Source organism: Melghirimyces profundicolus (assembly GCF_003054245.1).
In the GTDB taxonomy this organism is placed as follows: domain Bacteria; phylum Bacillota; class Bacilli; order Thermoactinomycetales; family DSM-45169; genus Melghirimyces; species Melghirimyces profundicolus.
In genome coordinates this window covers 1-21761 of the sequence record NZ_QBKR01000038.1, presented here as the reverse complement: position 1 = coordinate 21761, position 21761 = coordinate 1, and the positions used below count along the sequence as shown (strand labels likewise).

The window sequence follows — 21761 nt, the reverse complement described above, 5'->3', positions numbered from 1 at the left end:
TGGTTCAACATGACGGGCCAGTCTCTTTGGCCCCCGAATCAGCTGTCTGTTTCTTTTCAAAGGGCTGAAATCTGATTAGATCACAACGCTTCTAGGGCCCAACAAGAACTGATCCAGTAAAGCGCGACAGGAGCCGGGAAGGACTCCTTTTCGCATTCTGCTGTTTCACCAACCCGTCCGTCAAGCAAAGAGGATGGCGGAGGTTTTATTCCCCTAGAAAGCTTCGAATCCGGTGTTCGAAAATGAGTCTCATCTCGGGTGATCCGTCCGGAACGAACATTGGTTCCTTTTTCCTTTCTGTGTTTAAATAGAGAGGTAGCGAAAAAGAAAGGGATGAGCCATGGAGCATTTGACGAACCCAACCGGAGCCCTCTCTACCGATATACGGGAAGTAATGGAGAAAGCAAAGGATTACACCCGGCTGTCCAAGGCCTCCAACACCGCCAAAAGCTACCGGGGGGACTGGAAGGATTTCACCGCTTGGTGCGAAGCCCGGGCTCTGTCCCCGTTGCCCGCCGAACCCCAAACCGTGGCCCTCTATCTGGCGGATCTCGCCGAACGGAGGAAGACGTCCACGCTGCAGCGGCGGCTGTCAGCCATCAGCCAGGCGCATCAGTCAGCGGGATATGATTCACCCACCAACGCCCATCTCGTCCGCACCGTCTGGGCGGGGATCCGGCGGGCCAAAGGGATGTACCAAGAGGGGAAGGCGCCGATCCTGGTGGAGGATCTCAGGCAGATCGCGGAGACTTTGCCCGATACCCTGACCGGCAAGCGGGACCGGGCCCTCCTTTTGGTGGGGTTTGCCGGTGGGTTCCGCCGATCGGAGTTGGTGTCCGTCGACGTCGGAGATGTGCAGACCGTTCCCCGGGGCATCGTGATCCATCTTCGTCGGTCAAAGACGGATCCGGAAGGGCGGGGGGAGAAGGTGGGGCTCCCCCGCGGAACCCGTCCCGGCACCTGTCCGGTCCGAGCAATGGAAGATTGGCTCCGGGCGGCGGAGATCACGGAAGGCCCGGTCTTCCGTCCGATCAACCGGCACGGTCGGGTGCGCAACCGCCGGTTGACCGACCGCTCCGTCGCTCTCATCGTCAAGAAGGCGGTGGCGGCCATCGGTCTGGATCCCAAGGAGTTTTCCGGTCACAGCCTTCGGGCCGGGATCGCCACTTCGGCTGCGATGGCGGGAAAGGACGAACGGGCCATCATGAAACAGACCCGGCACAAGTCCGCCCAAATGGTGCGGCGCTATATCCGGGATGGCGAACTGTTCAATGAAAACGCCGCTTCGGACATCGGATTGTAAGGAGATTCGAACGGTGCTTAGAAGCGATGTGGAAACCGTCGCCTTTTCCCGTGGTGGGGTCGAAGGCGATGATGCTCGGCGTCCCATCGTGTTTTACTGTGGCGGGAGTCCTTCAACACGGTTGAACCCTCTTTGAATCATCCAATATCAGGAATGACGGTCCCCTCCCCGGATCACACTAAGGGGCACAAGATCCGGGAAAGGGGGCCGTTCATTGAATGATTCTCATTCCGAAATCAGCCGGCGGGATTTTTTGAAATCAGCGGGGAAAATCGCCACCATGGCGTTGGGCTTCATCGTACTTCATCCCTTTTCCGGCGTGATCCGGGCGATGCCGCGGTTTCCGGAGTATCCCTTTACCCTGGGGGTGGCTTCCGGTGATCCGCTTCCGGATGGGATCGTGCTGTGGACCCGGCTGGTCTCCGATCCCTTGAACGCAAGTGCACATCCGACTGATGGCATTTCCGTGAAGTGGGAGCTTTCTGAAGACGAGGGGTTCCGCAAGGTGGTTCGTTCCGGCACGGCCATCGCCCGGCCCGAACTGGCCCACTCCGTGCACGTGGATGTACGGGGGCTGAAACCGGGACGGGAATACTGGTACCGGTTCAAGTCGGGTTCGGAAATCAGTCCGGTCGGCCGGACCCAAACGGCGCCGGCATCGAACGAGCGTGTCAATGAGCTCACCTTCGCTTTCGTTTCCTGCCAGAATTATGAACACGGCTATTATACCGCCTATCAGCACATGGCGAAGGAGGACCTGGACTTGGTCATCCACCTGGGGGACTATATTTATGAATACGCTCCCCACCGCTACGTGGCGCGAAGCGGCAATGTACGGCAACATCGCGGGGGAGAAGCGAAGACGCTGGCGGAATACCGGGACCGCTATGCCCAGTATCGCTCCGACCCGGATCTCCAGACTGCTCATGCCCGCTTCCCCTGGTTGGTGGTCTGGGATGACCATGAAGTAAATAACAACTATGCAGGGGACCACCCGGAAACCCGGGAGTCCCCGGAAAGCTTCCTCCGTCGTCGGGCCGAGGCTTACCAGGCTTATTACGAACACATGCCGCTGAGGCTTTCTTCCCTCCCCGACGGGCGTCACATGCAACTTCACCGCAGGCTCGCTTTCGGAGACCTCGCGGACTTTCACATGCTGGACACCCGCCAATACCGGAGTGACCAAGTGAGGGGAGAGAATTGGATGAAAAGGGGGAGGAAATCCCTGGACCCCGACCGGACCCTTCTCGGTCGGGAACAGGAACGGTGGCTGTTGAAAGGCCTCAGCCGTTCCGGGGCCCGTTGGAACATCCTCGCCCAACAGGTGTTCTTTTCCCAGCGGGTTTGGAGAAAAGGGGGCAGGGCCTTGTTGAATATGGATGCATGGGACGGGTACGCCGCCGCCCGGGATCGTCTGCTGGAATTTTTCGCCCGGGGCAGGGTCTCCAATCCCGTCATCCTGACGGGAGACGTCCATTCCAATTGGGCGTGCGACCTGAAATCCGATTTTGACAACCCGCGCTCTTCCACCGTCGGGGCCGAGTTTGTCGGGACCTCTGTCTCATCCGGCGGGGACGGCAATGACACGGGGAAGAACGCCCGGCGGATCTTGGCGGACAATCCCCACATCCACTTTTTCAACAACCAGCGGGGCTATGTCCGGTGTCACCTGACCCGGGATCTCTGGCAAACCGATTACCGGGTCGTTCCCTATGTCAGCCGGCCGGGAGCGCCGATCCACACCCAGTCTTCCTTTGTCGTCGAAAACGGAAACCCGGGGGTCCAACGGGCCGGCGGCAGCGCCAGACGTGAGGTTCGGATCGGAAAGCCGGCCCTCGCTCCAAACCGACAGACGGATCTACAGCTGTAAAAGAAAAAGTCTCCCTCCGAAGGAGACTTTTTCTTTTCGTTACCCGGCGTTTCTCTTTTCCATGGGAAGAAGGGAAGAGGAGGGGCGAGGGTCGGCAGATTCCACCCCGATGATGTTTCTCAACAGATAATCCACCTGTTTTTCGGCAACCGGACCCCGGTTGTCCGGGGAGTAGAAGATCTCCAGAACCCGCTTCCGTTCTTCGGCGTACCCCTCCGGTCGATGGATTGCTGTTTTGAGGGCCCCCAACAGCCCGTCGAAGGTCTCCGTTTTCGGTCCCGGAGTGACTTCCCAGTAGTTATGGTACATTTCATTGGATTTGGCCAGGTACTCATCCAGGTCGTAGCAGTAAAAGATCACGGGGCGGTCCAAAAGCAGATAGTCCGTGTAACAACTGGAATAATCCGTTACCAGGATATCGGTGTATTTCAGGAGCAACTGGGGATCGACACTCTCCCGGCTGATATCGATGATGTGCTTCAGCGAGCGGGAGACCTGGCCGGAGCTGTACATATGGCGTTTGATCACGAATTTGCAGCCGTACTTCTCACAAAACGCATCGAGGCGGTCCAGATCCATCACCCGGTTGATGTCCTTGTCCATTTTTCCGAAGTTGCGATGGGTCGGCATGTACGTGATGATTCTGTTTTCCCGGATCCAGGCGGGTACCGCTTCATCTTCCTCCGTCTGTTGGAAAAAGACGTCATTCCGGGCCTGACCCAACTCCAGAATGTTTTCCTTCCTGACAAGGAAAGTCTCCGGATAATAGGAAGAGACCTTTTCACTGGTGGAGAAAACATAGCTTTCTCCGGCATTTTGCGTCCGTACAACGAAGCTTTTCAAAAAGCGTAATAAGGGGTTTTTCTCATGGAGGGCCTTATAGGTGAACGTTTTCTTGTTGGCTCCCCAGACTTTTTTCAACCCCACACCGTGCCAGGTGTTGACCGAAACAGCCCCACCCAGGAGATAGCGGTTGAAATCGTCGTGGATGGAGTGGGAGTGGACGAAGAACTTTGCCCGCAATTGATAGTAGATCCCTTTTCGTGAATGACAGCGGTGGGCTTCAAATCCCAGCTCCCGGACCTGCCGAACGGCACGGGAGTCTTTGAGGACCCAGACGCAACGGAGGCGGGGCTCGTTCCGCAGCTTTAAAAACAGGTACTTGGGATTTCCGCGGAATCCCTGACCACTTTCCGCCCCGAAAACCACCCAATCGGATTTTCGGGGGAGGAGGCGAACGAGGTTGTAAATGCAAACCCCGATCAAGCGGCGGTTGAACACCTTGGAGAGCTTCCACAGTTTCATCAGGATTCCCCGATAGATTCCGATCAGGAGGATGGACAATAAGGCCGTATTCAGGAGTAAGAGCTTTTCCGTCAGACTCAGCTTTTCCATGGTTGCTTCCCTCTTTCTGTAAACGGGAGGTGAGTTGGCAGGGGAAGGGAGGATCCGGTCGTAACCATACAAAAACTTAAAGAATCGTTTATGTTTCCTCGACATGTTTTCGGTATCATCAGGGTAAAGCTTGCGGATCTCCAAGCGTTGAAACCGGCCGTCCGTTACCCTCGGCACGGATGGGGACGGCCAAGATCCAGGGCGGATTACCGGAGAGCGGCGAGCTCTTTTTCCGATTCGCCTGCGATGCGGGATTTTTCTTTCCGTTGTTGGCCCGGCTGCTGACGGATGACGATGTTTTGTCCATCCAGGCAGGAGCCGTTTTCAGAGAGAAGTTTATTGACCACATCGGCCACATCTTCCGGCTGCATGATTTTGGACTGGTCTTCATCGGGAGCCAGCGTTCTCCGGAGGTCCGTGGCACAGCGGCCCGGGGAGACGCAGTAGACTTTGATCCCGTATTCGGCCAGTTCGTCGGAAAGGGTCTGGGACATACTGATCAACGCCGCCTTGGAAGAAGCGTAGGCAAGCCATCCCGGTCGCGAACTCATCCCCGCGGTGGAGGCCACGTTCAGGATTCGGCCACCCGTTTTTTTCATGTACCGGACCACCTCCCGCGTCATCAGGAAGACGGAGTGGACATTGACCCGGTAGGTCGTGTCCCAGTTGTCCATGGTGGTCTCCAACAGCGATTTCGGCTCGGCGTAACCGGCCACGTTCAGAAGGTAGTCGATGCTTCCGAACTCTTCTGCGGTCCGGTGAATGATCTTTTGGATTTCCTCCGACCGGGTCAGGTCCACGGGATACAGATCGATCCGCTTGTCGGAATTCATCCGCTTCCGGGTCTCCTCAAGGGCTTCTTTGGTTCTGGCAAGCAGTACGAAGTTCTGAATGTCTTCCCGTTGGCTCAGTATCACGGCGACGGCTCGTCCGATCCCCCGGCTGGCTCCACTGATGACACACGTTTTCATGTTATTCTCCTCCCAATACATAATCGCGGTAAATGATTTCTCCCAACTTGTGATCGATGGGGCGCGTGATTTTGATATTGTATTCCGTCCCGCGAAGCACCTTGATGGGCTCTTGGTGGTAATGAAAGTAGAGGCTGGTGTCTTCGGTGAAGTGGATTCCATCGGCCGCCGCCCATTCGTGGGCAAGGAGCAGCTTCCGGGTATCAAATTTCTGCGGGAGCTGGATATTGATCAAACGATCCCGTTCCAAGTTTTTTTCAATCCGGTCGGTTCCTTCCAGAACCGTAAAGGGAAGATCGAACCCGTAGGTGACGTTGGGCTCCTCACACTGGACCAACTTCCGGATCTCATGGGTCAGAACGAAGGGCCGTACGGCTTCATGGATGATGACGCCGTCACTGGAAACCACTTTCAGTCCCCGATAAACCGACTCCTGTCGGCTTAAACCGCCTTCGATGACCCGGATCGGCTTTGCAAACCGGTGATGAAGAATGATTTCCTCTGTTTTTTCCATATAGTCCAGGGGAGAAGGGATGATGATTTCTTCAATTTCCTCCAAGCTTTCCACCCGCTCCAGCAAATGGACGATCATCGGTTTGCCGCCGATCTGCAGAAATTGCTTGGGGATGTTCAACTTCATCCGGGTCCCCATCCCCCCGGACAGCAAAATCATACTGAACTTTTCCATCTCTTACCGCCCCATTCGTGGTGGTTCTTCGGCATGACATGCCTCTATCTGTTTATTCGGAGCATGGAAAGCCTTTGGGGTCGTTTTTGAAGATAATTTTTCCTAGTAATCGAAATTTACGGCTTGGATACCGACAGTTTCATCCACCCCTGCCAGTGAATCGTGGTCAGTGATGGCGGGCGATGGTGTTTGGCCATTTCAACCACTTCCGACGGTGAGAAGATGCAGGAAGCGCAGGTGTGGATGTGAAGGTCGAAGGTACCCGGTTTCAGGTCCATCAACATCCGCATGAATACCTATGAGTTTGATTTCGATTCCATCGGAAAATGCGGTCCAAAGGCTGGGTGGCCGGTGATTTCCGGAGAAATAGTTATCCGTCTTTCCCTTTCAATCGGGGATTCACATACGATAGTGTAGCCGTTTGAGACGGAAAGGAGTGGATCTTTTGAAAGGAGTGATCCTGGCCGGAGGAACCGGCTCCCGGCTGTTCCCTCTGACCAAAGTGACAAATAAACATTTGCTTCCGGTCGGCCGGTATCCGATGGTATATCACGCCATCTATAAAATGGTGGAGTGCGGGATCCGGGATATATTGGTGGTTACGGGTTTGGAACATATGGGGGACTTCGTGCGCCTCTTGGGTAGCGGCGAAGATTTTTCCGCCCGGTTCACTTATCAGGTGCAGGACCAGCCGGGGGGGATCGCCCAAGCCCTTCAGCTGGCTTCTCCCTTTGTGAAAGACAGCCCCATGTTGGTGATCTTGGGAGACAATGTTTTTGAGGATTCCTTGGTTCCCTATGTCCGGAGTTTTCGAAACCAGAAAACCGGGGCCAAGATATTGCTCAAGGGAGTGGAGCGGCCGGAACGGTTTGGTGTGGCTGAAATCGACGGGGACCGGATTGTTGGCATCGAAGAAAAACCAGAGCAGCCTAAAAGTTCATATTGTGTTACGGGCATTTATATGTACGACCCTTTGGTTTTTTCCTTTATTGAGCAACTTCGTCCTTCGCCACGAGGGGAGCTCGAAATCACGGATGTCAACAATCTGTATATCCAAAAAAGCGTGCTGACTTACGATCTCCTCCGGGGTTGGTGGAGCGATGCGGGAACTTCCGAGTCCCTTCTCCGGGTCAATCGGCTTGCTGCGGATATCCGACTTGATTTTCCGTCGGCAATGAGTGAGGATTCATCATGAGTTACAGGATATTGGTTACCGGAGGCTGCGGGTTTATCGGGAGCCATTATGTGCGCTATCTGTTGAATCATCATCCGGATATTGAGGTGATCAACGCCGATGCGCTTAAATATTCGGCCAACCCTCTAAATCTGGTGGATATGGAGGAAGATCCCCGTTATATCTTTGCACAGGTGGATCTGGCCGATGAAAGGCAAGTACGCTCCCTCTTCCGGCGTGAGATCCACGAAGTGGTTCATTTTGCAGCGGAAAGTCATGTGGACCGAAGCATCCGGGAAACCCGCCATTTTATTCTTTCGAATATAGTGGCGACCCACCATTTGTTGGAGGAGGCCCGTCAGGCCAAACATCTGGAGCGAATGGTGCATGTCTCGACGGATGAGGTCTATGGGAGCGTTCCCCAAGGACGAACCCGGGAAGAAGCACCTCTTTCCCCGGGCAATCCATATTCCGCTACCAAGGCAGGATCGGACCTCCTCTGTATGGCTTATCACAACACGTATGGGTTGAACGTGACCATCACCCGGTGCACCAACAATTACGGACCGAACCAACATCCCGAAAAAATGATCCCCCGTTTCATTTTGAACGCTCTGCAGGATCGGCCGCTGCCTGTTTACGGGAGTGGTCTTCAACAGCGGGATTGGATCCACGTTGAGGACCATTGCGCCGCAGTGGACCGGATACGACGGCAGGGAAAGCCGGGGGAGGTGTATCATATCGGGTCGGAACACACTGTCCCCAATATGGAAATTGCCCGGATGATCCTGTCCATTATGGACAAACCCGAAAGTTTGCTTCAGCGTGTGTCAGATCGCCCCGGACACGATTTCCGGTATTCACTGAGCACGGAAAAGATCCGTTCTCAGCTGAGTTGGAGTCCCCGGATCCCTCTTGAAAAGGGATTGGCGGATACGGTGGCATGGTTTCGCAAGCAGACGAGATGGCTTCACACTTTCGATGAGGGGGAACCCGAATCCGGTGGATATGAAGGATCGTACAGGTGAAAGGCGCTGAAGGCGGGGAGTGAAATGAAGCAAGGAAACATAACATCGGTAACTTATTTTTTGTGACGGAACCTCCGTCTTTTTTTGTTTCACTCCTTTATCATCGGATAAATGGGGCAAAGGATCGGTGTATACTACATTATTTCGATGGTCTTCCGCCTTTTTCTTTTTCTTAGGTGTGCATACAATCCAACCCATGGTTATCTACATACTGTACTTTAAAATAATCTGAGGTTAACGATGGTCATCACTTCTACATATATAAAGATGAACGGAGGTGGGTTTAAATGAACATTCGATTATTGGATTTTGACGTGAAAGAGGATGAAAGGGGTTCTTTGATCGCCTTAGAGGGGACTAAGGAGATTCCTTTTGAAATCAGACGAATTTATTACATTTTTGGAGCCTCTGACCAGGTAAGAAGAGGGGACCATGCCCACAAAGAGTTGCAACAGATACTTATCGCTTTAGCCGGGAGTTGTACAGTATCCGTCACCGACGGCTGTACCAAAGAAGAAATCCCACTTCCATCACGTACTCAGGGGTTGTTCATAGGACGCATGGTGTGGCGTGAGTTACATGATTTTTCACCGGATTGTGTACTGTTGGTACTTGCCAGCGATTATTATAACAAAAATGATTATATAAGCAGTTATGAGGATTTTTTGAAGATGGTTGAAAAAAGGGGGGATCACCATCAGCAAACTTGCTGTGATCCAAACGGATCGGATCGGTAAGAATGTAACCATCGGTGAATTCTCCGTCATTCGATCAGGTGTAACCATAGGGGACAATGTCATTATACACCCAAATGTCATTCTGAACCCCGGGGTCGTTCTTCAGGATGGGGTGGAAGTTTTTCCTGGAGCTTACCTGGGGAGAGAACCAAAAGTTGCGGGAGGTGTTGTTCGCATACCCGTTTTCAAACGTCAATTAATAATCGAAAAAAATTCTTCCATCGGCGCAAAAGCAGTGATTTATTATGACGTGCAAATCGGTGAGAACACCCTGATCGGGGATGGAGCAGGAATTCGGGAACAGTGCAAAATCGGCAGTTCCTGCATTATCGGCCGCAATGTCGAGATCAATTACCATTCAAGTGTAGGGGATCGTTCGCGAGTGATGGATTCCTCACATATAACGGGGAATTGCAGGATCGGAAATGATGTGTTTATCAGTATGAATGTAACAACAGCGAATGATAATGCTTTTGGACAAAAAGGTTATCAAGAAAACGGAATCATGGGTCCAACCATTCAAGATGGGGCCATGATTGGGGTCGGGGCCGTGTTACTCCCTGGGATCGAGGTTGGCACCTTTGCAGTGGTAGGGGCCGGGGCCGTGGTGACAAAAAATGTAGAACCCCATACCGAGGTAAGGGGGGTGCCGGCCAAATGGATACGAAGGGTGGACAAAGCAGAAAATTGATACCTTTCTTGGATATCAAAGCGATAAATGGTCGCTTTAGCCACGAAATGGAGTCGGCTTTCAAGCGGGTTTGGGATCGGGGCCATTACATCTTGGGACCTGAAGTGGAAGCATTTGAGAGAGAATTTGCCGATTTTTGCGGATCTAAACACTGTATAACGGTCGGTAACGGTTTTGATGCATTATCGTTGATTATTCGCGCTTTTGAATTTGAACCGGGGAGCGAAATCATCGTTCCCGCAAACACCTTTATCGCTTCCATTCTCGCAATATCAGCCAATGGTTTGAAACCGGTATTAGCGGAACCGGACCCTCATTCCTACAACATCGATCCCATGAAGATGGAGCCTCATATAACTTCCAAAACGAAAGCCATTTTAGCCGTTCATTTATACGGACAATGTGCCGACATGGATTCGATTACACAGATTGCAAAGAGGTACAACTTAAAAGTGATCGAAGACGCAGCCCAGGCCCACGGTGCCATCTATAAAGGAAAGCGCACGGGAAGTTTGGGAGATGCGGCCGGTTTCAGCTTTTATCCGGTAAAAAATTTAGGTGCGCTGGGGGATGGGGGAGCCGTCACAACCGACAACGATGACTTTGCGCAAAAAATAAAAGCAATCCGAAATTATGGATCCCGTCGGAAGTACGTTCATTTGTACAAAGGGGTAAACAGCCGGCTTGATGAGTTACAAGCAGCGTTTTTGAGGATAAAACTGTCCTACCTCGAACAGGATAACGCCTTGCGCAGAGCCCAGGCCGATCACTATCTCCAACGAATTCAGAACCCCCGTGTGGTCTTGCCGCAAGTACAAAACGGCGATCCTTTTTCTCATGTATGGCATCTGTTTGTCATTCGAACAAAAGAGCGTGAAAGATTACAACAACATTTACACTCACATGGTATAGAAACATTAATTCATTACCCAACAGCTCCGCATAAACAAAAAGCGTATCAAGAATGGAATCATCACTCACTTCCGATCACACAACAAATCCATTCGGAAGTATTGAGTTTACCGATCAGCCCCGTTTTAACCGTAAAAGAGGCGGACCATACAGTGGATGCTATTAATAAACTCAAATAATAATCAACGGATCCGATATTTAAAAAATACTGAAGGTGGACAAAAATGCGTGTTCTTTTTTTTGACAGCAATAAGGTGCTTGTTCAACTGCTCCCGGTTGGTTTTCTAGAAGCGGGCCATGTTGTTCGGATTGCTGAGCCATCCCGGCAAAATATCCTATCTCACATCCGTACATTCAATCCGGATTTGATTTTCACTCAGGGTTGGTCTATGACGACCTCCAATCTCCATACCCGCTTGTTAATCCACAAATATGCCAAAAGTTTTCGGATCCCACTGGTCTACTGGTCGGTGGAGGACCCCTTATTTACCAATCAATATGTATTTCCGATCATCAAGACTCTGAAACCGGATTTTGTTTTTACCATTTGCCCTTCCTGCGTAGACAATTATAAAAAACACGGGTATTCCTCGAGTTTCTTGGATTTTGGATATAAACCAACCCGACATTCTTCCCAAATGAACAAAGAGTATGAATGTGATATTGCGTTGGTTGCCAACTCGTATTACCCCAATGGAACGAGGTTTTTTCAATATCGATTCAAAACTCTACGCAACCTCCTTCTTCCTCTCCTTGAACATCATATTCCAGTTAATTTTTGGGGAAACGGGTGGCAGGCTTTTATCACGGATCATCTACACCAAAAGATACCCAAAACGTGCAATTTTCATGGAGTGATACCCTATACGGAAGTAGAAAAGGTGTATCAATCGGCAAAGATCATTTTATGTCCGCAAAATCTTCCGGATCAACTGACGCTACGCACTTATGACATCTTGGGTTCGGGAGGATTTCTTCTCACTGTCGATACTCCCGCTGTCAGGCGCATGTTCAGACCCAACCATGACCTGTTGGCTTCGTCGTCACCGAATGAAACAGTGAAATTGGTGAAACATTATTTGAAAGATTCAGCCGAACGAAACCGGATCAGAGAACAAGGAAGGATCTCTGTTGCCAATCACAGTTACAAACACCGTGTCAAGGAAGTAATCAAGGTTTTGAAACAAAACAGAATAATATAACATCTTATGGCGTTGATAGAATCGGTGTTTCCGATCTGATTTTACGGGCATGTGAAATGCTGATTGGAGGTTCTGTCGTGAAACCTGAAGGACTCACTCTGTGGCTGACGGGGTTGTCCGGCGCGGGAAAAACTACCATTTCCCGTATTCTGGAGAGGGAAATATCGGGAAGGGGTTTGAGGGTGGAGCGGTTGGATGGGGACATGATCCGTTCCCATTTGAGCAAAGACCTGGGCTTTACAAAAGAGGATCGATTCACCCAGATCGAGCGGGTCACCTATGTGGCAAAACTTCTCACACGACACGGAGTCATCGTCATCGTTTCCTTAATATCCCCTTACCGGGAAATGCGGAACTATCCCCGTCAACACATTCCGCCTTTTGTCGAAATCTATGTCCACTGTCCGTTGGAAGAATGCATCCGTCGTGATGTAAAAGGTTTATACAACCGGGCATTAAAAGGTGAAATTCACCGATTCACCGGTATTCATGATCCTTATGAACCTCCCGATAATCCTGATTTCACTGTTTATACAAAAGAGGAAACCCCGGAACAAAGTGCAGAGCGAATCCTTCATTTTCTCGAAACTCGTTTGAAAATTTGACGGTTCCAGGTGATGACTTATGCTTCCCATACCCAAGGGTTATAAAAAACATTTTCTTGAGTGGTTAGACAGTTCTTCTCCAAATTCAAAGGATTATTACCAAAAAATATATGATCAGGAGTATATCCACTGTCGAAAACCGATAGGTTGCCATTCAACTCCATCATCCAATTTTTTGAAGAAGCATGTTTCCCCTGAAGGTTTTATCAGTATCATCCCAAAAGGAAGGGTTTGGGGGAAAGACGGGGCCATCATCACTCCCGATCATTTGGTAATTGCGGAATTTTCCCATCAAAGCCCCCATTATTTGCGTATCGAAAAACATCCTATCTTTCAGCAATCCAGTTTGTCCGGACCCCGTCGAGTAAATGGGAATGTGGCTGTGATCACCAGTGTTTTTAATTCGAATTATTATCATTGGGTGTTTGATGTGATTGCCAGGATCCATCTCTTACAAAAAAGTCAGATCAAAATTGATCAATATATCATTAATGGTTGCAAGCATCGATTTCAAATCGAATGGCTAAAACTGGCTGGTATCCCTTTGAACAAAGTCATGATTGCCCATAAAGACTTACACATGGAGGCAACAAACTTGATTGTTCCCTCTTATGATCAACCGGTAGGGCATGCGGCTCCTTGGGCCATTCGATATCTGATGTCTTTAAAGGATAAAATTTGCATTTCAGATAACAATCCAAATTCATTTCCGAAAAGAATTTATTTAGATCGATCCCATAAACCTTACCGAAAAGTTTCCAATAACCAGGAGGTTAAACGGTACCTAACCGGTCTGGGATACAAAGTAATGTATCCCGAGCGATTTTCCATCAAACAACAAATTGAATTCTTTTCCAATATAGAAGCGATCGTTGCACCTTCCGGAGCCGCCTTAACAAATCTTCTTTTTTGCAAACCAAAAACCAAACTGTTGTTGTTTCAACCTAAAGGCCTGGAGGATGTTTCTTATTATATCATCTGTAATGTCTTGAACGTGGATTATTATCTGATCGAGGGTACTCCTACCGGGAACAGAGCTGTGCTTAATCAAGCTGATATGCATATCAATATGAGCAAACTTAAAAACCTCTTGAAACTGATGGGGTAAAGTGGGATGGATTTGTTGGAAAAGAGTCAGGCTTCTCAACCAACCCAATCTTACACGGTATATGTTGTTAGTCTTATTGGTCCATTGTTTGGCGATGCAGAAAGGAGTTGTGAAAATCTGATGAATAAAAGCTTGCCGGATTTTTTGATTATTGGCGTCATGAAAGCTGGAACCACTTCTTTTTATTCCTCTCTCATTAAGCATCCATTAATTAGCTCCGCGAAGAAAAAGGAGATCCATTTTTTTGACTGGCACTACCACAAAGGAATGTCGTGGTATAGAGATCATTTCGTAAAGAAAAAAGAGGGTACAATTACCGGGGAAGCATCAGATTATATGTGGCCACCACACGTACTGCAACGAGTATACAAACATCTACCGAATGTCAAATTAATTGTTCTGTTAAGAAATCCTGTGGACAGAGCTTACTCCCATTATCAAATGTTAAGGAATGTGACAGGCGGAATGACTTTCGAAAAAGCATTAGAAAAAGAAGAAAAAATGGTAAAGGAGGGTAAAACGAAACATATAGTATACTCTTACCTGGATCGGGGCAAATATGTAGAGCAGCTCCAAAGATGGCTGAAGGTATATCCCGGCAATCAAATCTTAGTCATACGAAGTGAAGATTATTTTAACAATCCCTCAGAATCACTGAATCAAACATTGAATTTCTTAGGCTTACCAACACAAGATATTGAATTAGGTTATATTCCCAATAAAGGTATATATACCCCTATGAACCCAAGTACACGAAAACGATTGGTTAATTATTTCCGACCCTATAATCAAAGGCTATACAAACTTTTGGGAAGAAATATGGATTGGGATCTATAACACCAAAAAACGATTGGCTGAGCCCCTGAAAGCCGATTCCCTGCGAATGGAAGATGGGGGAGGGGGCCACCTTACGGAGTACCGCTTTGGGTTGATGGTCATACAGGAAATGGAAGGGGTGCAAAAAAACTGCATATAAGGGATGTCGGGTAGGGCAGGCCCCTTTCGGGGCCGTTCCCCCCTAAGAACGAATCGTGCGAGTTTCCCCGCAATCCGCTCAAGCCTCTCAAACGCCCCGTGAGGGACGCGGCTTTTCAACGGTTAACTTTTGGCTATGGACTTGGCTATGACAGTTTGGGTGAAGGAGAACGCGGTTTTCTTGGGTATCTGATCCTCCCATGGATCGCCAGATGATGTGGTGGCTGTGCCACCCCGTCCGTTGGGTGATCTTCTGGTTGCAGACGGGACAGATTCCCTTCTGTTCTCGCCAGAGTCGTAAGAGTTGGCGTTTTCCTTTCAGCTTGTCCACCATTTGAATGTCGAGGCGTTTCTCAAAGTATATCTCCCATGCAGGGTCGAAGGGATTGGCTTCGGCCTTGACTTTCACGTGACGTTGAATGGGAATGCGAGAGGCACGGAGAAGAGTCATTTTCTTTCCGTTGTCTTCTCCGGAAAATACTGGGTTCTTCCCGTAACGATGAAATCACAATACCGGACCAAGTTCACCATCGCTCTCTTCCAAATGGGAAACTCCTTTCGGAGTCGTTTTTCCAGTCCGTCGAGCGTCATATTGGCCAATACGGGAGAAATGATTCCGCCTTGTGGCGTTCCGGCTTCCGTGGGATGAATAGCGTTTTGTTCCATATACCCGGCTTTCAGCCATTTCTGTAATATCTGCTTGTCCATGGGGATGTTCCGGGTGAGCCAGTCGTGACTAATTTGGTCAAAACAGGACCGGATGTCTCCCTCCAGAATCCACTGCGCTCGTTTTCGGTTGGAAAGAACGTTGAAGCACTGCCCAATGGCATCCGCCGTCGATCTTGAAGAGAAGCCAGAGGAGAGCAGACAAAGTGCCCAGTGCTCCAATCAGAAGGGTCGTTTGAAGGCCGAAATACGTTCCCAACAAGCCTCCCAAGAGGGCACCCAGGGGAGTGGTGCCGGCTACCGCAAACCGGTAAGCCGCATTGGCACGTCCCATCAGGTGCGGCGGTGTGATGGCTTGACGCAGACTGACGACGTGGATGTTGGAGATCACTACCCCAAAGCCGATCAGGAAAAAGGAGATCAGCAAGATCGCAAGCGATCCGACGGGAATCATTCCAGACAGCGGGATGAGAAGGTACGAACCGCATCCGACGATCATGGAGCCTACGATGGTTGGACCGAGGGCGAAACGTCTCTCCAAAGAGCGGGCTGTGACGGATCCGACCCAGGCGCCACCACTCAATACGCTCAGGACGATGCCCACCGAATCGGGTCCAAGGCGTAGTTCTCGCGTCATATAGAGGAAGATGACGGTCCAAACCACTTGGTAGAACAGATTGTAATTTCCCGCTTCGCCCGCGATCGCCCTGAGGTGCGGATTTCTGACTACGAAATTCATACCCTCATGAATATTCCGGAAAAAAGGTCGCTGTTTGTCCGGGATGTGCGGTTTCTTTTCTTGATTTTGAATCAAAGTCAGGGATAGAGCAGAGCAGAGATAAGTGATCGCATTGATCACCATCACCACGGGAGCGGTCCATCGGAAGGGGGTGATAATGGCGGGACGACGACCGAGAAGATTCTCTAATCGATCGTCTGGACAAGCCAGGGTGGTTAGAGGCAATTCTGATCTCTTGGGGAAATAAAGTTGAAACCCCCCCGACGTAAATGAACTGGCCAAACTAAAGGAGCTTCGCTCCTTGAGTTGACGGTTCAGGTGGTATAAGGATCGGTTGGGCGAAAAGGGGAAACTGGAGAAGGATGATTCAATGAAAAAGAAAATCAAATCATAATGAGAATGTAAAAGCCTGCTGCCAGCAGGCTTTTACCTTGATTAAGATGCAAACTGAGCCCGCTGTAAAAAGCGGAATACAGTCCGGTGGATGATGGTTACATATCAAAGCATTCGGGTTCCAATCGTTCCGACATTTTCCGCCTCATTCTTTTCTCTTCACAGGGTTGACAAGGCAATGCATCGACGGTACTCTTTCATAGCAAACAAAATTGATAATCATTATCAATATCAACGGAGGCCTCATATGGTTCGCCTGTATACAAAGGATGTCAACGTCGGTTACGGTGAAAGGCTGGTGGTGAAAGGACTCAATGTTGAAATTCCCGAGCGCCGGATAACCGCGATCATCGGTTCCAACGGTTGCGGAAAATCGACGTTATTGAAGGCCATGACCCGGATTATTTCTCACCAATCCGGCTCCATCATTCTGGATGGAAAAAGCATTATGAAGGAGAACACCAAGGAACTGGCCAAACGGATGGCCATTCTTCCTCAGGCGCCGGAGAGTGTCAGCGGACTCACGGCCGGGGAGTTGGTTTCCTATGGTCGCTATCCCTATCAGAAAGGCTTCGGCCGTTTATCGGGAGCCGACGTCGAAGCCATCGACCGGGCGCTTTCGGTCACCGGCACCGCGGCTTTCAAGCACCAACCGGTGGACGCACTGTCCGGCGGTCAACGGCAGCGCGTTTGGATTGCCATGGCGCTGGCACAGGAAACCGAAATGATCTTTTTGGATGAACCGACCACGTATCTGGACATGGCGCATCAGCTGGAAATTTTGGAACTGCTGTACCGGTTGAAAGAAGAACAACAGCGCACGATTGTGATGGTGCTTCATGATATCAACCAGGCGGCCCGGTTTGCCGATTATATCCTCGCATTGAAAGACGGACAAATCGTGAAGGCCGGCAGAGCGGAGGAAGTGATCCGACATGAGGTGCTGAGAGACGTTTTTGACATCGATGCGGAGATAGGCAGAGATCCCCGGACACATAAACCGATGTGTATCACCTACCACTTGATTAAAGGAGACGAGTCACATGAAAAGGCGACACCTGATCTTGCTGCTTTTACCTGTTCTTCTGTTTAGTGCCTGCAGTCAACCGGAAGCATCGAAAGAAAAACCGGCGGATGCATCCGGAAAAACCGTCATCTATCAATCGGAAAACGGACCGGTGGAGGTTCCCGCCCATCCCCAACGGGTGGTGGTTCTCTCTTCTTTTGCCGGAAACGTGATGGCGTTGGATGGAAATCTGGTCGGGGTGGATTCCTGGTCCAAAAAGAATCCCCGTTTTCAAGAGGAATTAAAAGGGGTGGCAGAAGTCTCGGACCAAAGCCTGGAAAAAATCATTGAACTGAATCCGGATCTGATCATCGGACTGTCCAATACGAAGAATCTGGATAAATTGAAACAAATCGCCCCAACGGTCACCTTTACATACGGGAAAGTGGATTATTTGACGCAACATCTGGAAATCGGGAAACTCCTGAACAAAGAAAAAGAAGCGAAAGAATGGATTGATGATTTCAAGAAGCGGGCGCGGGACGCCGGTGAAAAGATACGCGGGAAGATCGGCAAGGATGCCACCGTTTCGGTGATCGAGAACTTTGACAAGCAACTCTATGTCTTCGGTGACAATTGGGGACGGGGAACGGAAATTCTATACCAGGAAATGAAACTGAAAATGCCTGAAAAAGTGAAAGAAAAGGCGTTGAAAGAGGGCTATCACGCCTTGTCACCGGAGGTGCTTCCTGAATTCGCCGGGGATTACCTGATCGTCAGCAAGAACCCGGACGCGGATCTTTCGTTCCAGGAGACCTCCACCTACAAAAACATCCCGGCCGTGAAAAACAACCGGGTGTTTGAAGTCAACGCGAAAGGCTTCCATTTCAATGATCCGATCACGTTGGAGTACCAATTGGATTTCTTTAAAGACGCGTTTCTGGGAGATTGAGACATGAATGCAAGTGATGGGAAGCAATCGGCCCTCTCCTTTTCTTTTGTCTTCAAAATGGGCGGGGCATTCCTGGTGCTCTTCATTTCATGGATTGTGTCATTGGTGTTCGGGGCGGCCGAGGCGAGTCCGGGAGAGGTTTGGCTGGCGTTGACCACGGATGTGAAAGGGGACACCGTCACCATGATCCGGGAAATCCGCCTCCCCCGTGTGGTGGCGGCCCTGTGTGTCGGATCCGCCTTGGCGGTCTCCGGTGCCGTCATGCAGGGATTGACGCGCAATCCTTTGGCGGATCCGGGTTTAATTGGCCTGACGGCGGGGGCCAACGCCGCCCTTGCGGTGACGATGGCGCTGATGCCGGCCGTGAGTGTTTTCGGGACCATGATCGCTTGTTTTATCGGTGCCGCGGCCGGCGGATGGTTGGTCCTCGGAATCGGCGCCGTGAAAAAAGGGGGGCTCTCCCCCTTCCGGATGGTGTTGGCGGGAGCGGCGGTTTCCGCCTTTCTTTACGCCGTTGCGCAAGGGGTTGGACTGTACTTCAAAATTTCCAAGGATGTAACCATGTGGACGGCCGGAGGCTTGGTCGGTGTTTCATGGAGTCAGGTGGCCGTCATCATGCCCTTCATCATGGCCGGGATCGGGATGGTGCTGTTTCTGTCGCGGCATCTCACCATCCTCCGCTTGAACCGGGAACTGGCCATCGGCTTGGGCCAGCGGGTGACTTGGGTGAAATCGGCGCTGTTTCTCATCACGATCATGCTTGCGGGGGCATCCGTCGCCTTGGTGGGGAATATGGTCTTCGTCGGGCTGATGGTTCCTCATATCGTCCGGGCCGTGGTGGGGACGGATTACCGTTTCATTCTGCCCATGTCCGCCGTTACCGGTGCCGCCTTTATGTTGTTGGCGGATACGGCTGGCCGGACCGTTCACGCTCCGTATGAAACCCCGGTGGCGGCGATTGTCGCGCTCATGGGGCTGCCTTTCTTCCTGTTCATCGTTCGCAAAGGGGGCGCATCCATCCAATGATTCACCCGGATGTCATCCGAAAACAGCGAATCCTGCTCGGTGCGTTTGCCGCGTTGATCGTGATCACCGGCACGATCGGGATGGGGCTCGGATATTCCTCCGTCTCATACGACAGGCTGATTCCTGCGCTGCTCGGTCAAGGAACGTTTAAAGAAGAGTTTGTCTTGTTCTCTGTCCGGTTGCCCCGGATCCTCATCACCCTGCTTGCGGGGATGGCACTCGCCGTTTCCGGGGCCGTTTTGCAGGGGATCACCCGGAATGATTTGGCGGATCCCGGTATCTTGGGAATCAATTCCGGAGCCGGGGTGGCCATCGCGGTTTTCTTTTTGTATTTTCCTGTTGAAGCGGGCTTCTTTGTTTACATGTTGCCTGTGATTGCCTTTATCGGCGCGTTCATCACCGCGGGTTTGATTTACTTGTTTTCCTGGAACCGGCATGTCGGCCTTCATCCGGTTCGGCTGGTGTTAACCGGTGTGGGTTTTTCCATGGCGCTGTCGGGTATGATGATTGTCCTGATTTCCGCTGCCGAACGGGAGAAGGTGAATTTTATCGCAAAGTGGTTGGCCGGAAACATCTGGGGAACCGATTGGCCTTTTATCTGGGCCCTTCTTCCCTGGTTGCTCCTGCTGATTCCTGTCATCCTCCATCGGGCGAACCGGTTAAACCTGCTGGGTTTGAGTGAACCGGCCGCCATCGGCGTGGGGCTGTCGATTGAAAAGGAACGGGTCATCCTCCTTGTGACCGCGGTGGCCCTGGCCGCCGCCGCCGTCTCGGTCACCGGGGGGATCGCTTTTGTCGGACTGATGGCTCCCCACATGGCGAAGGCACTGGTCGGGCCCCGGTATCCATTGTGTATCCCCGTCGCCTTGCTGTTGGGCGGATGGCTGTTGTTGCTGGCCGACACGATCGGCCATCACCTCGTCAGTCCCGACGGGATTCCGGCGGGGGTGATGACCGCACTCATCGGCGCGCCCTATTTTCTTTACTTATTGTTGAAAAAGACATGATAGGGAGATGCCATGTATCTGCTTTGTAAAAAAAGACCCCCTGTGTGAAGTGACCCCCTTGAAGTGGACACATTAAAAAAAGTGTGAGTAAAGATGACGATAGGCCCTTAAATTTCCGTTTTAAGGGCCTTTTATTTTTGCCCGAGGGGTCCAGGTACCATGATTCATTTTCGTTTTGGGGTACGTTATCCCTGTAAGATGCATCAAAAAAGTAATTCCGTTCCTTACGATTCCGGCAATTACGGACCATGAATGGGGCGCGGCCCTGGGACTTTTATGAAACCAGGGTTGCCTCCACAATGACTGCGAGGGGAGGGATCGATGCCTGAAAGATGGATGTCAGTTCTCAAAACAGGAATTCTATTTATGGGGTCCCACCCCATTGAGGAAATGGTCATCCCTTACCCCGAAAATGACAACCGAACACGGTCTGGAACAAGATTATCGAGGCGTCCGAGGCCGAGGATCCGGATCATGAAGATTAAAATCAGGAGGATGCCGAGAGATGCGAAGGCGAAAATCCAAGGTGGTTGTGAAAGTCGGAGATGCGCTGTACAAATACAATACGGATAATGACGATAACACCAAGGGAAGCTGGATCTCCCGCCGTACAAAAGCCCCGAGTTCATGCACGACCTTTACCAGAGCGGGATGACGCTGGAGGAGTTTCGAAAACTCCCCGTCTACCGGATCGCTGTCAAACGGGGACTCATTAAAGACGACGAATGGGTCGGCCCCAACACGTGGGACGGGGAAGAAAAGCCCAACGATTAAAGGCGCGAAAGCGTCTTTTTTTATTGGAGAAAGGAGAGGGATTCATGGCGGAACGCTTCGAACGGTACGGGGTGATCCCGGTTCCATCGCGGAAACCGATTGGATCCATGTTCAGGATGTCAGCCAGATTCGGATTTTGGGGACCTTTACCGACATTCAATGGTGCACTGACCCCAACCTTCCGTATGTGAAGACGGTGACGTTAACGAAAGATCAGGGTTATACGGATGTCTATGATTTGGAATTGGGAGCCCGATACATCAAGATCCGGCATGATGCCGGTGGACATTATGGGGTAGGGACGCATTTTGTAGATTCTGTACGCTAAGGGTTAGTTTGTCGTAGAATATGACTTCTACGACGAAAATCGGGGCTGAACAGGCCGGAAATGGAAATGCCGGATGATCGGCCCTTATCCCTTGGAATTTTTATCGCAGAACGATCCTCCCTCAAGAAAATAAGGGAACGCTCACATATCCTCTTCGAATCTCCGTTTTTTGAGGAACAAACGAACTCCCTTGAAGGTTGAAAATTGAAGG

General features: G+C 50.8%; 23 protein-coding genes. 16 read left to right on the top strand and 7 right to left on the bottom strand.

Annotated elements, in window-relative coordinates:
* Positions 1-394: 394 nt before the first annotated feature.
* Complete coding sequence (locus tag C8P63_RS17540; RefSeq protein ID WP_245921006.1) at positions 395-1303, top strand: site-specific integrase; 909 nt, start codon at positions 395-397, stop codon at positions 1301-1303.
* Between the two features lie 214 nt (positions 1304-1517).
* On the top strand, positions 1518-3173 hold the full coding sequence (locus C8P63_RS17535) for an alkaline phosphatase D family protein (protein ID WP_108026367.1): 1656 nt from the start codon (positions 1518-1520) through the stop codon (positions 3171-3173).
* A gap of 39 nt (positions 3174-3212) precedes the next feature.
* Here the strand turns inward: C8P63_RS17535 and C8P63_RS17530 are convergent, their stop codons facing one another.
* The 4 genes from C8P63_RS17530 to C8P63_RS19280 all read right to left on the bottom strand — a co-directional run bounded on the left by C8P63_RS17530 (position 3213) and on the right by C8P63_RS19280 (position 6511).
* Complete coding sequence (locus C8P63_RS17530; RefSeq protein ID WP_170109743.1) at positions 3213-4568, bottom strand: CDP-glycerol glycerophosphotransferase family protein; 1356 nt, start codon at positions 4566-4568, stop codon at positions 3213-3215.
* A 206-nt stretch (positions 4569-4774) separates the two neighbouring features.
* Positions 4775-5539, bottom strand: a complete 765-nt coding sequence (locus C8P63_RS17525) for an SDR family oxidoreductase (protein ID WP_108026361.1) — start codon at positions 5537-5539, stop codon at positions 4775-4777.
* A 1-nt stretch (position 5540) separates the two neighbouring features.
* Positions 5541-6227 (bottom strand): IspD/TarI family cytidylyltransferase, encoded by a 687-nt coding sequence (locus C8P63_RS17520; RefSeq protein ID WP_108026358.1) that lies wholly within the window; start codon positions 6225-6227, stop codon positions 5541-5543.
* 116 nt (positions 6228-6343) lie between these two features.
* On the bottom strand, positions 6344-6511 hold the full coding sequence (locus C8P63_RS19280; protein ID WP_170109742.1) for a hypothetical protein: 168 nt from the start codon (positions 6509-6511) through the stop codon (positions 6344-6346).
* Positions 6512-6672: 161 nt separating this feature from the next.
* Here C8P63_RS19280 and C8P63_RS17515 point away from each other — a divergent pair, with 161 nt between their 5' ends.
* The 9 genes from C8P63_RS17515 to C8P63_RS17475 all read left to right on the top strand — a co-directional run bounded on the left by C8P63_RS17515 (position 6673) and on the right by C8P63_RS17475 (position 14521).
* Positions 6673-7422: a sugar phosphate nucleotidyltransferase gene (locus tag C8P63_RS17515; RefSeq protein ID WP_108026354.1), complete on the top strand. Its 750-nt coding sequence runs from the start codon at positions 6673-6675 to the stop codon at positions 7420-7422.
* The gene (gene rfbB / locus C8P63_RS17510; protein WP_108026351.1) at positions 7419-8429 is read left to right on the top strand and encodes a dTDP-glucose 4,6-dehydratase; all 1011 of its coding nucleotides are present in this window, start codon (positions 7419-7421) and stop codon (positions 8427-8429) included. Before C8P63_RS17515 ends, rfbB begins: the two co-directional genes overlap by 4 nt.
* Before the next feature lie 287 nt (positions 8430-8716).
* Positions 8717-9166 (top strand): sugar 3,4-ketoisomerase, encoded by a 450-nt coding sequence (locus C8P63_RS17505; protein ID WP_108026349.1) that lies wholly within the window; start codon positions 8717-8719, stop codon positions 9164-9166.
* Positions 9105-9857, top strand: a complete 753-nt coding sequence (locus C8P63_RS17500) for an N-acetyltransferase (protein ID WP_211308308.1) — start codon at positions 9105-9107, stop codon at positions 9855-9857. Before C8P63_RS17505 ends, C8P63_RS17500 begins: the two co-directional genes overlap by 62 nt.
* Positions 9824-10948 (top strand): DegT/DnrJ/EryC1/StrS family aminotransferase, encoded by a 1125-nt coding sequence (locus tag C8P63_RS17495; protein WP_245921004.1) that lies wholly within the window; start codon positions 9824-9826, stop codon positions 10946-10948. The genes C8P63_RS17500 and C8P63_RS17495 overlap by 34 nt, the downstream gene beginning before the upstream one ends.
* A 45-nt stretch (positions 10949-10993) precedes the next feature.
* On the top strand, positions 10994-11971 hold the full coding sequence (locus C8P63_RS17490) for a CgeB family protein (RefSeq protein WP_108026347.1): 978 nt from the start codon (positions 10994-10996) through the stop codon (positions 11969-11971).
* 77 nt (positions 11972-12048) lie between these two features.
* Positions 12049-12576 (top strand): adenylyl-sulfate kinase, encoded by a 528-nt coding sequence (gene cysC / locus C8P63_RS17485; RefSeq protein WP_245921003.1) that lies wholly within the window; start codon positions 12049-12051, stop codon positions 12574-12576.
* 19 nt (positions 12577-12595) lie between these two features.
* Positions 12596-13684 (top strand): glycosyltransferase family 61 protein, encoded by a 1089-nt coding sequence (locus tag C8P63_RS17480; RefSeq protein WP_108026342.1) that lies wholly within the window; start codon positions 12596-12598, stop codon positions 13682-13684.
* A gap of 6 nt (positions 13685-13690) precedes the next feature.
* The gene (locus tag C8P63_RS17475; RefSeq protein ID WP_108026338.1) at positions 13691-14521 is read left to right on the top strand and encodes a sulfotransferase domain-containing protein; all 831 of its coding nucleotides are present in this window, start codon (positions 13691-13693) and stop codon (positions 14519-14521) included.
* A gap of 226 nt (positions 14522-14747) precedes the next feature.
* Here C8P63_RS17475 and C8P63_RS20125 read toward each other — a convergent pair whose 3' ends face one another.
* The 3 genes from C8P63_RS20125 to C8P63_RS17465 form a co-directional block, all read right to left on the bottom strand.
* On the bottom strand, positions 14748-14993 hold the full coding sequence (locus tag C8P63_RS20125) for an HNH endonuclease (RefSeq protein ID WP_425437332.1): 246 nt from the start codon (positions 14991-14993) through the stop codon (positions 14748-14750).
* A gap of 113 nt (positions 14994-15106) precedes the next feature.
* Complete coding sequence (locus C8P63_RS19400; protein ID WP_245921011.1) at positions 15107-15484, bottom strand: reverse transcriptase domain-containing protein; 378 nt, start codon at positions 15482-15484, stop codon at positions 15107-15109.
* On the bottom strand, positions 15405-16190 hold the full coding sequence (locus C8P63_RS17465; RefSeq protein WP_342748110.1) for an MFS transporter: 786 nt from the start codon (positions 16188-16190) through the stop codon (positions 15405-15407). Before C8P63_RS17465 ends, C8P63_RS19400 begins: the two co-directional genes overlap by 80 nt.
* A gap of 514 nt (positions 16191-16704) precedes the next feature.
* Here C8P63_RS17465 and C8P63_RS17460 point away from each other — a divergent pair.
* The 5 genes from C8P63_RS17460 to C8P63_RS19275 all read left to right on the top strand — a co-directional run bounded on the left by C8P63_RS17460 (position 16705) and on the right by C8P63_RS19275 (position 21222).
* Complete coding sequence (locus C8P63_RS17460; RefSeq protein ID WP_108026332.1) at positions 16705-17550, top strand: ABC transporter ATP-binding protein; 846 nt, start codon at positions 16705-16707, stop codon at positions 17548-17550.
* A complete protein-coding gene (locus C8P63_RS17455; protein ID WP_108026328.1) occupies positions 17501-18415 on the top strand; it encodes an iron-hydroxamate ABC transporter substrate-binding protein in 915 nt (304 codons plus the stop codon). Before C8P63_RS17460 ends, C8P63_RS17455 begins: the two co-directional genes overlap by 50 nt.
* 3 nt (positions 18416-18418) lie before the next feature.
* Positions 18419-19441: a FecCD family ABC transporter permease gene (locus C8P63_RS17450; protein WP_108026326.1), complete on the top strand. Its 1023-nt coding sequence runs from the start codon at positions 18419-18421 to the stop codon at positions 19439-19441.
* Positions 19438-20448, top strand: coding sequence for a FecCD family ABC transporter permease (locus tag C8P63_RS17445; protein WP_108026323.1), 1011 nt, complete (start codon positions 19438-19440; stop codon positions 20446-20448). Before C8P63_RS17450 ends, C8P63_RS17445 begins: the two co-directional genes overlap by 4 nt.
* A gap of 627 nt (positions 20449-21075) precedes the next feature.
* Positions 21076-21222 (top strand): hypothetical protein, encoded by a 147-nt coding sequence (locus C8P63_RS19275; protein ID WP_170109741.1) that lies wholly within the window; start codon positions 21076-21078, stop codon positions 21220-21222.
* The last annotated feature ends 539 nt before the right edge of the window (positions 21223-21761 follow it).

Bases quoted from the DNA above. Each gene is read 5' to 3' on its own strand.
- C8P63_RS17460 (WP_108026332.1), top strand. From the start codon at position 16,705: ATGGTTCGCCTGTATACAAAGGATGTCAACGTCGGTTACGGTGAAAGG.
- C8P63_RS19280 (WP_170109742.1), bottom strand. From the start codon at position 6,511: ATGTTGATGGACCTGAAACCGGGTACCTTCGACCTTCACATCCACACC.
- rfbB (WP_108026351.1), top strand. From the start codon at position 7,419: ATGAGTTACAGGATATTGGTTACCGGAGGCTGCGGGTTTATCGGGAGC.
- C8P63_RS17490 (WP_108026347.1), top strand. From the start codon at position 10,994: ATGCGTGTTCTTTTTTTTGACAGCAATAAGGTGCTTGTTCAACTGCTC.
- C8P63_RS17530 (WP_170109743.1), bottom strand. From the start codon at position 4,568: ATGGAAAAGCTGAGTCTGACGGAAAAGCTCTTACTCCTGAATACGGCC.
- C8P63_RS17495 (WP_245921004.1), top strand. From the start codon at position 9,824: ATGGATACGAAGGGTGGACAAAGCAGAAAATTGATACCTTTCTTGGAT.
- C8P63_RS17520 (WP_108026358.1), bottom strand. From the start codon at position 6,227: ATGGAAAAGTTCAGTATGATTTTGCTGTCCGGGGGGATGGGGACCCGG.
- C8P63_RS17525 (WP_108026361.1), bottom strand. From the start codon at position 5,539: ATGAAAACGTGTGTCATCAGTGGAGCCAGCCGGGGGATCGGACGAGCC.
- C8P63_RS19275 (WP_170109741.1), top strand. From the start codon at position 21,076: ATGCACGACCTTTACCAGAGCGGGATGACGCTGGAGGAGTTTCGAAAA.
- C8P63_RS17475 (WP_108026338.1), top strand. From the start codon at position 13,691: ATGGATTTGTTGGAAAAGAGTCAGGCTTCTCAACCAACCCAATCTTAC.
- C8P63_RS17505 (WP_108026349.1), top strand. From the start codon at position 8,717: ATGAACATTCGATTATTGGATTTTGACGTGAAAGAGGATGAAAGGGGT.
- C8P63_RS17445 (WP_108026323.1), top strand. From the start codon at position 19,438: ATGATTCACCCGGATGTCATCCGAAAACAGCGAATCCTGCTCGGTGCG.
- C8P63_RS17540 (WP_245921006.1), top strand. From the start codon at position 395: ATGGAGAAAGCAAAGGATTACACCCGGCTGTCCAAGGCCTCCAACACC.
- C8P63_RS17450 (WP_108026326.1), top strand. From the start codon at position 18,419: ATGAATGCAAGTGATGGGAAGCAATCGGCCCTCTCCTTTTCTTTTGTC.
- C8P63_RS20125 (WP_425437332.1), bottom strand. From the start codon at position 14,993: ATGGTGGACAAGCTGAAAGGAAAACGCCAACTCTTACGACTCTGGCGA.
- C8P63_RS17455 (WP_108026328.1), top strand. From the start codon at position 17,501: ATGAAAAGGCGACACCTGATCTTGCTGCTTTTACCTGTTCTTCTGTTT.
- C8P63_RS17480 (WP_108026342.1), top strand. From the start codon at position 12,596: ATGCTTCCCATACCCAAGGGTTATAAAAAACATTTTCTTGAGTGGTTA.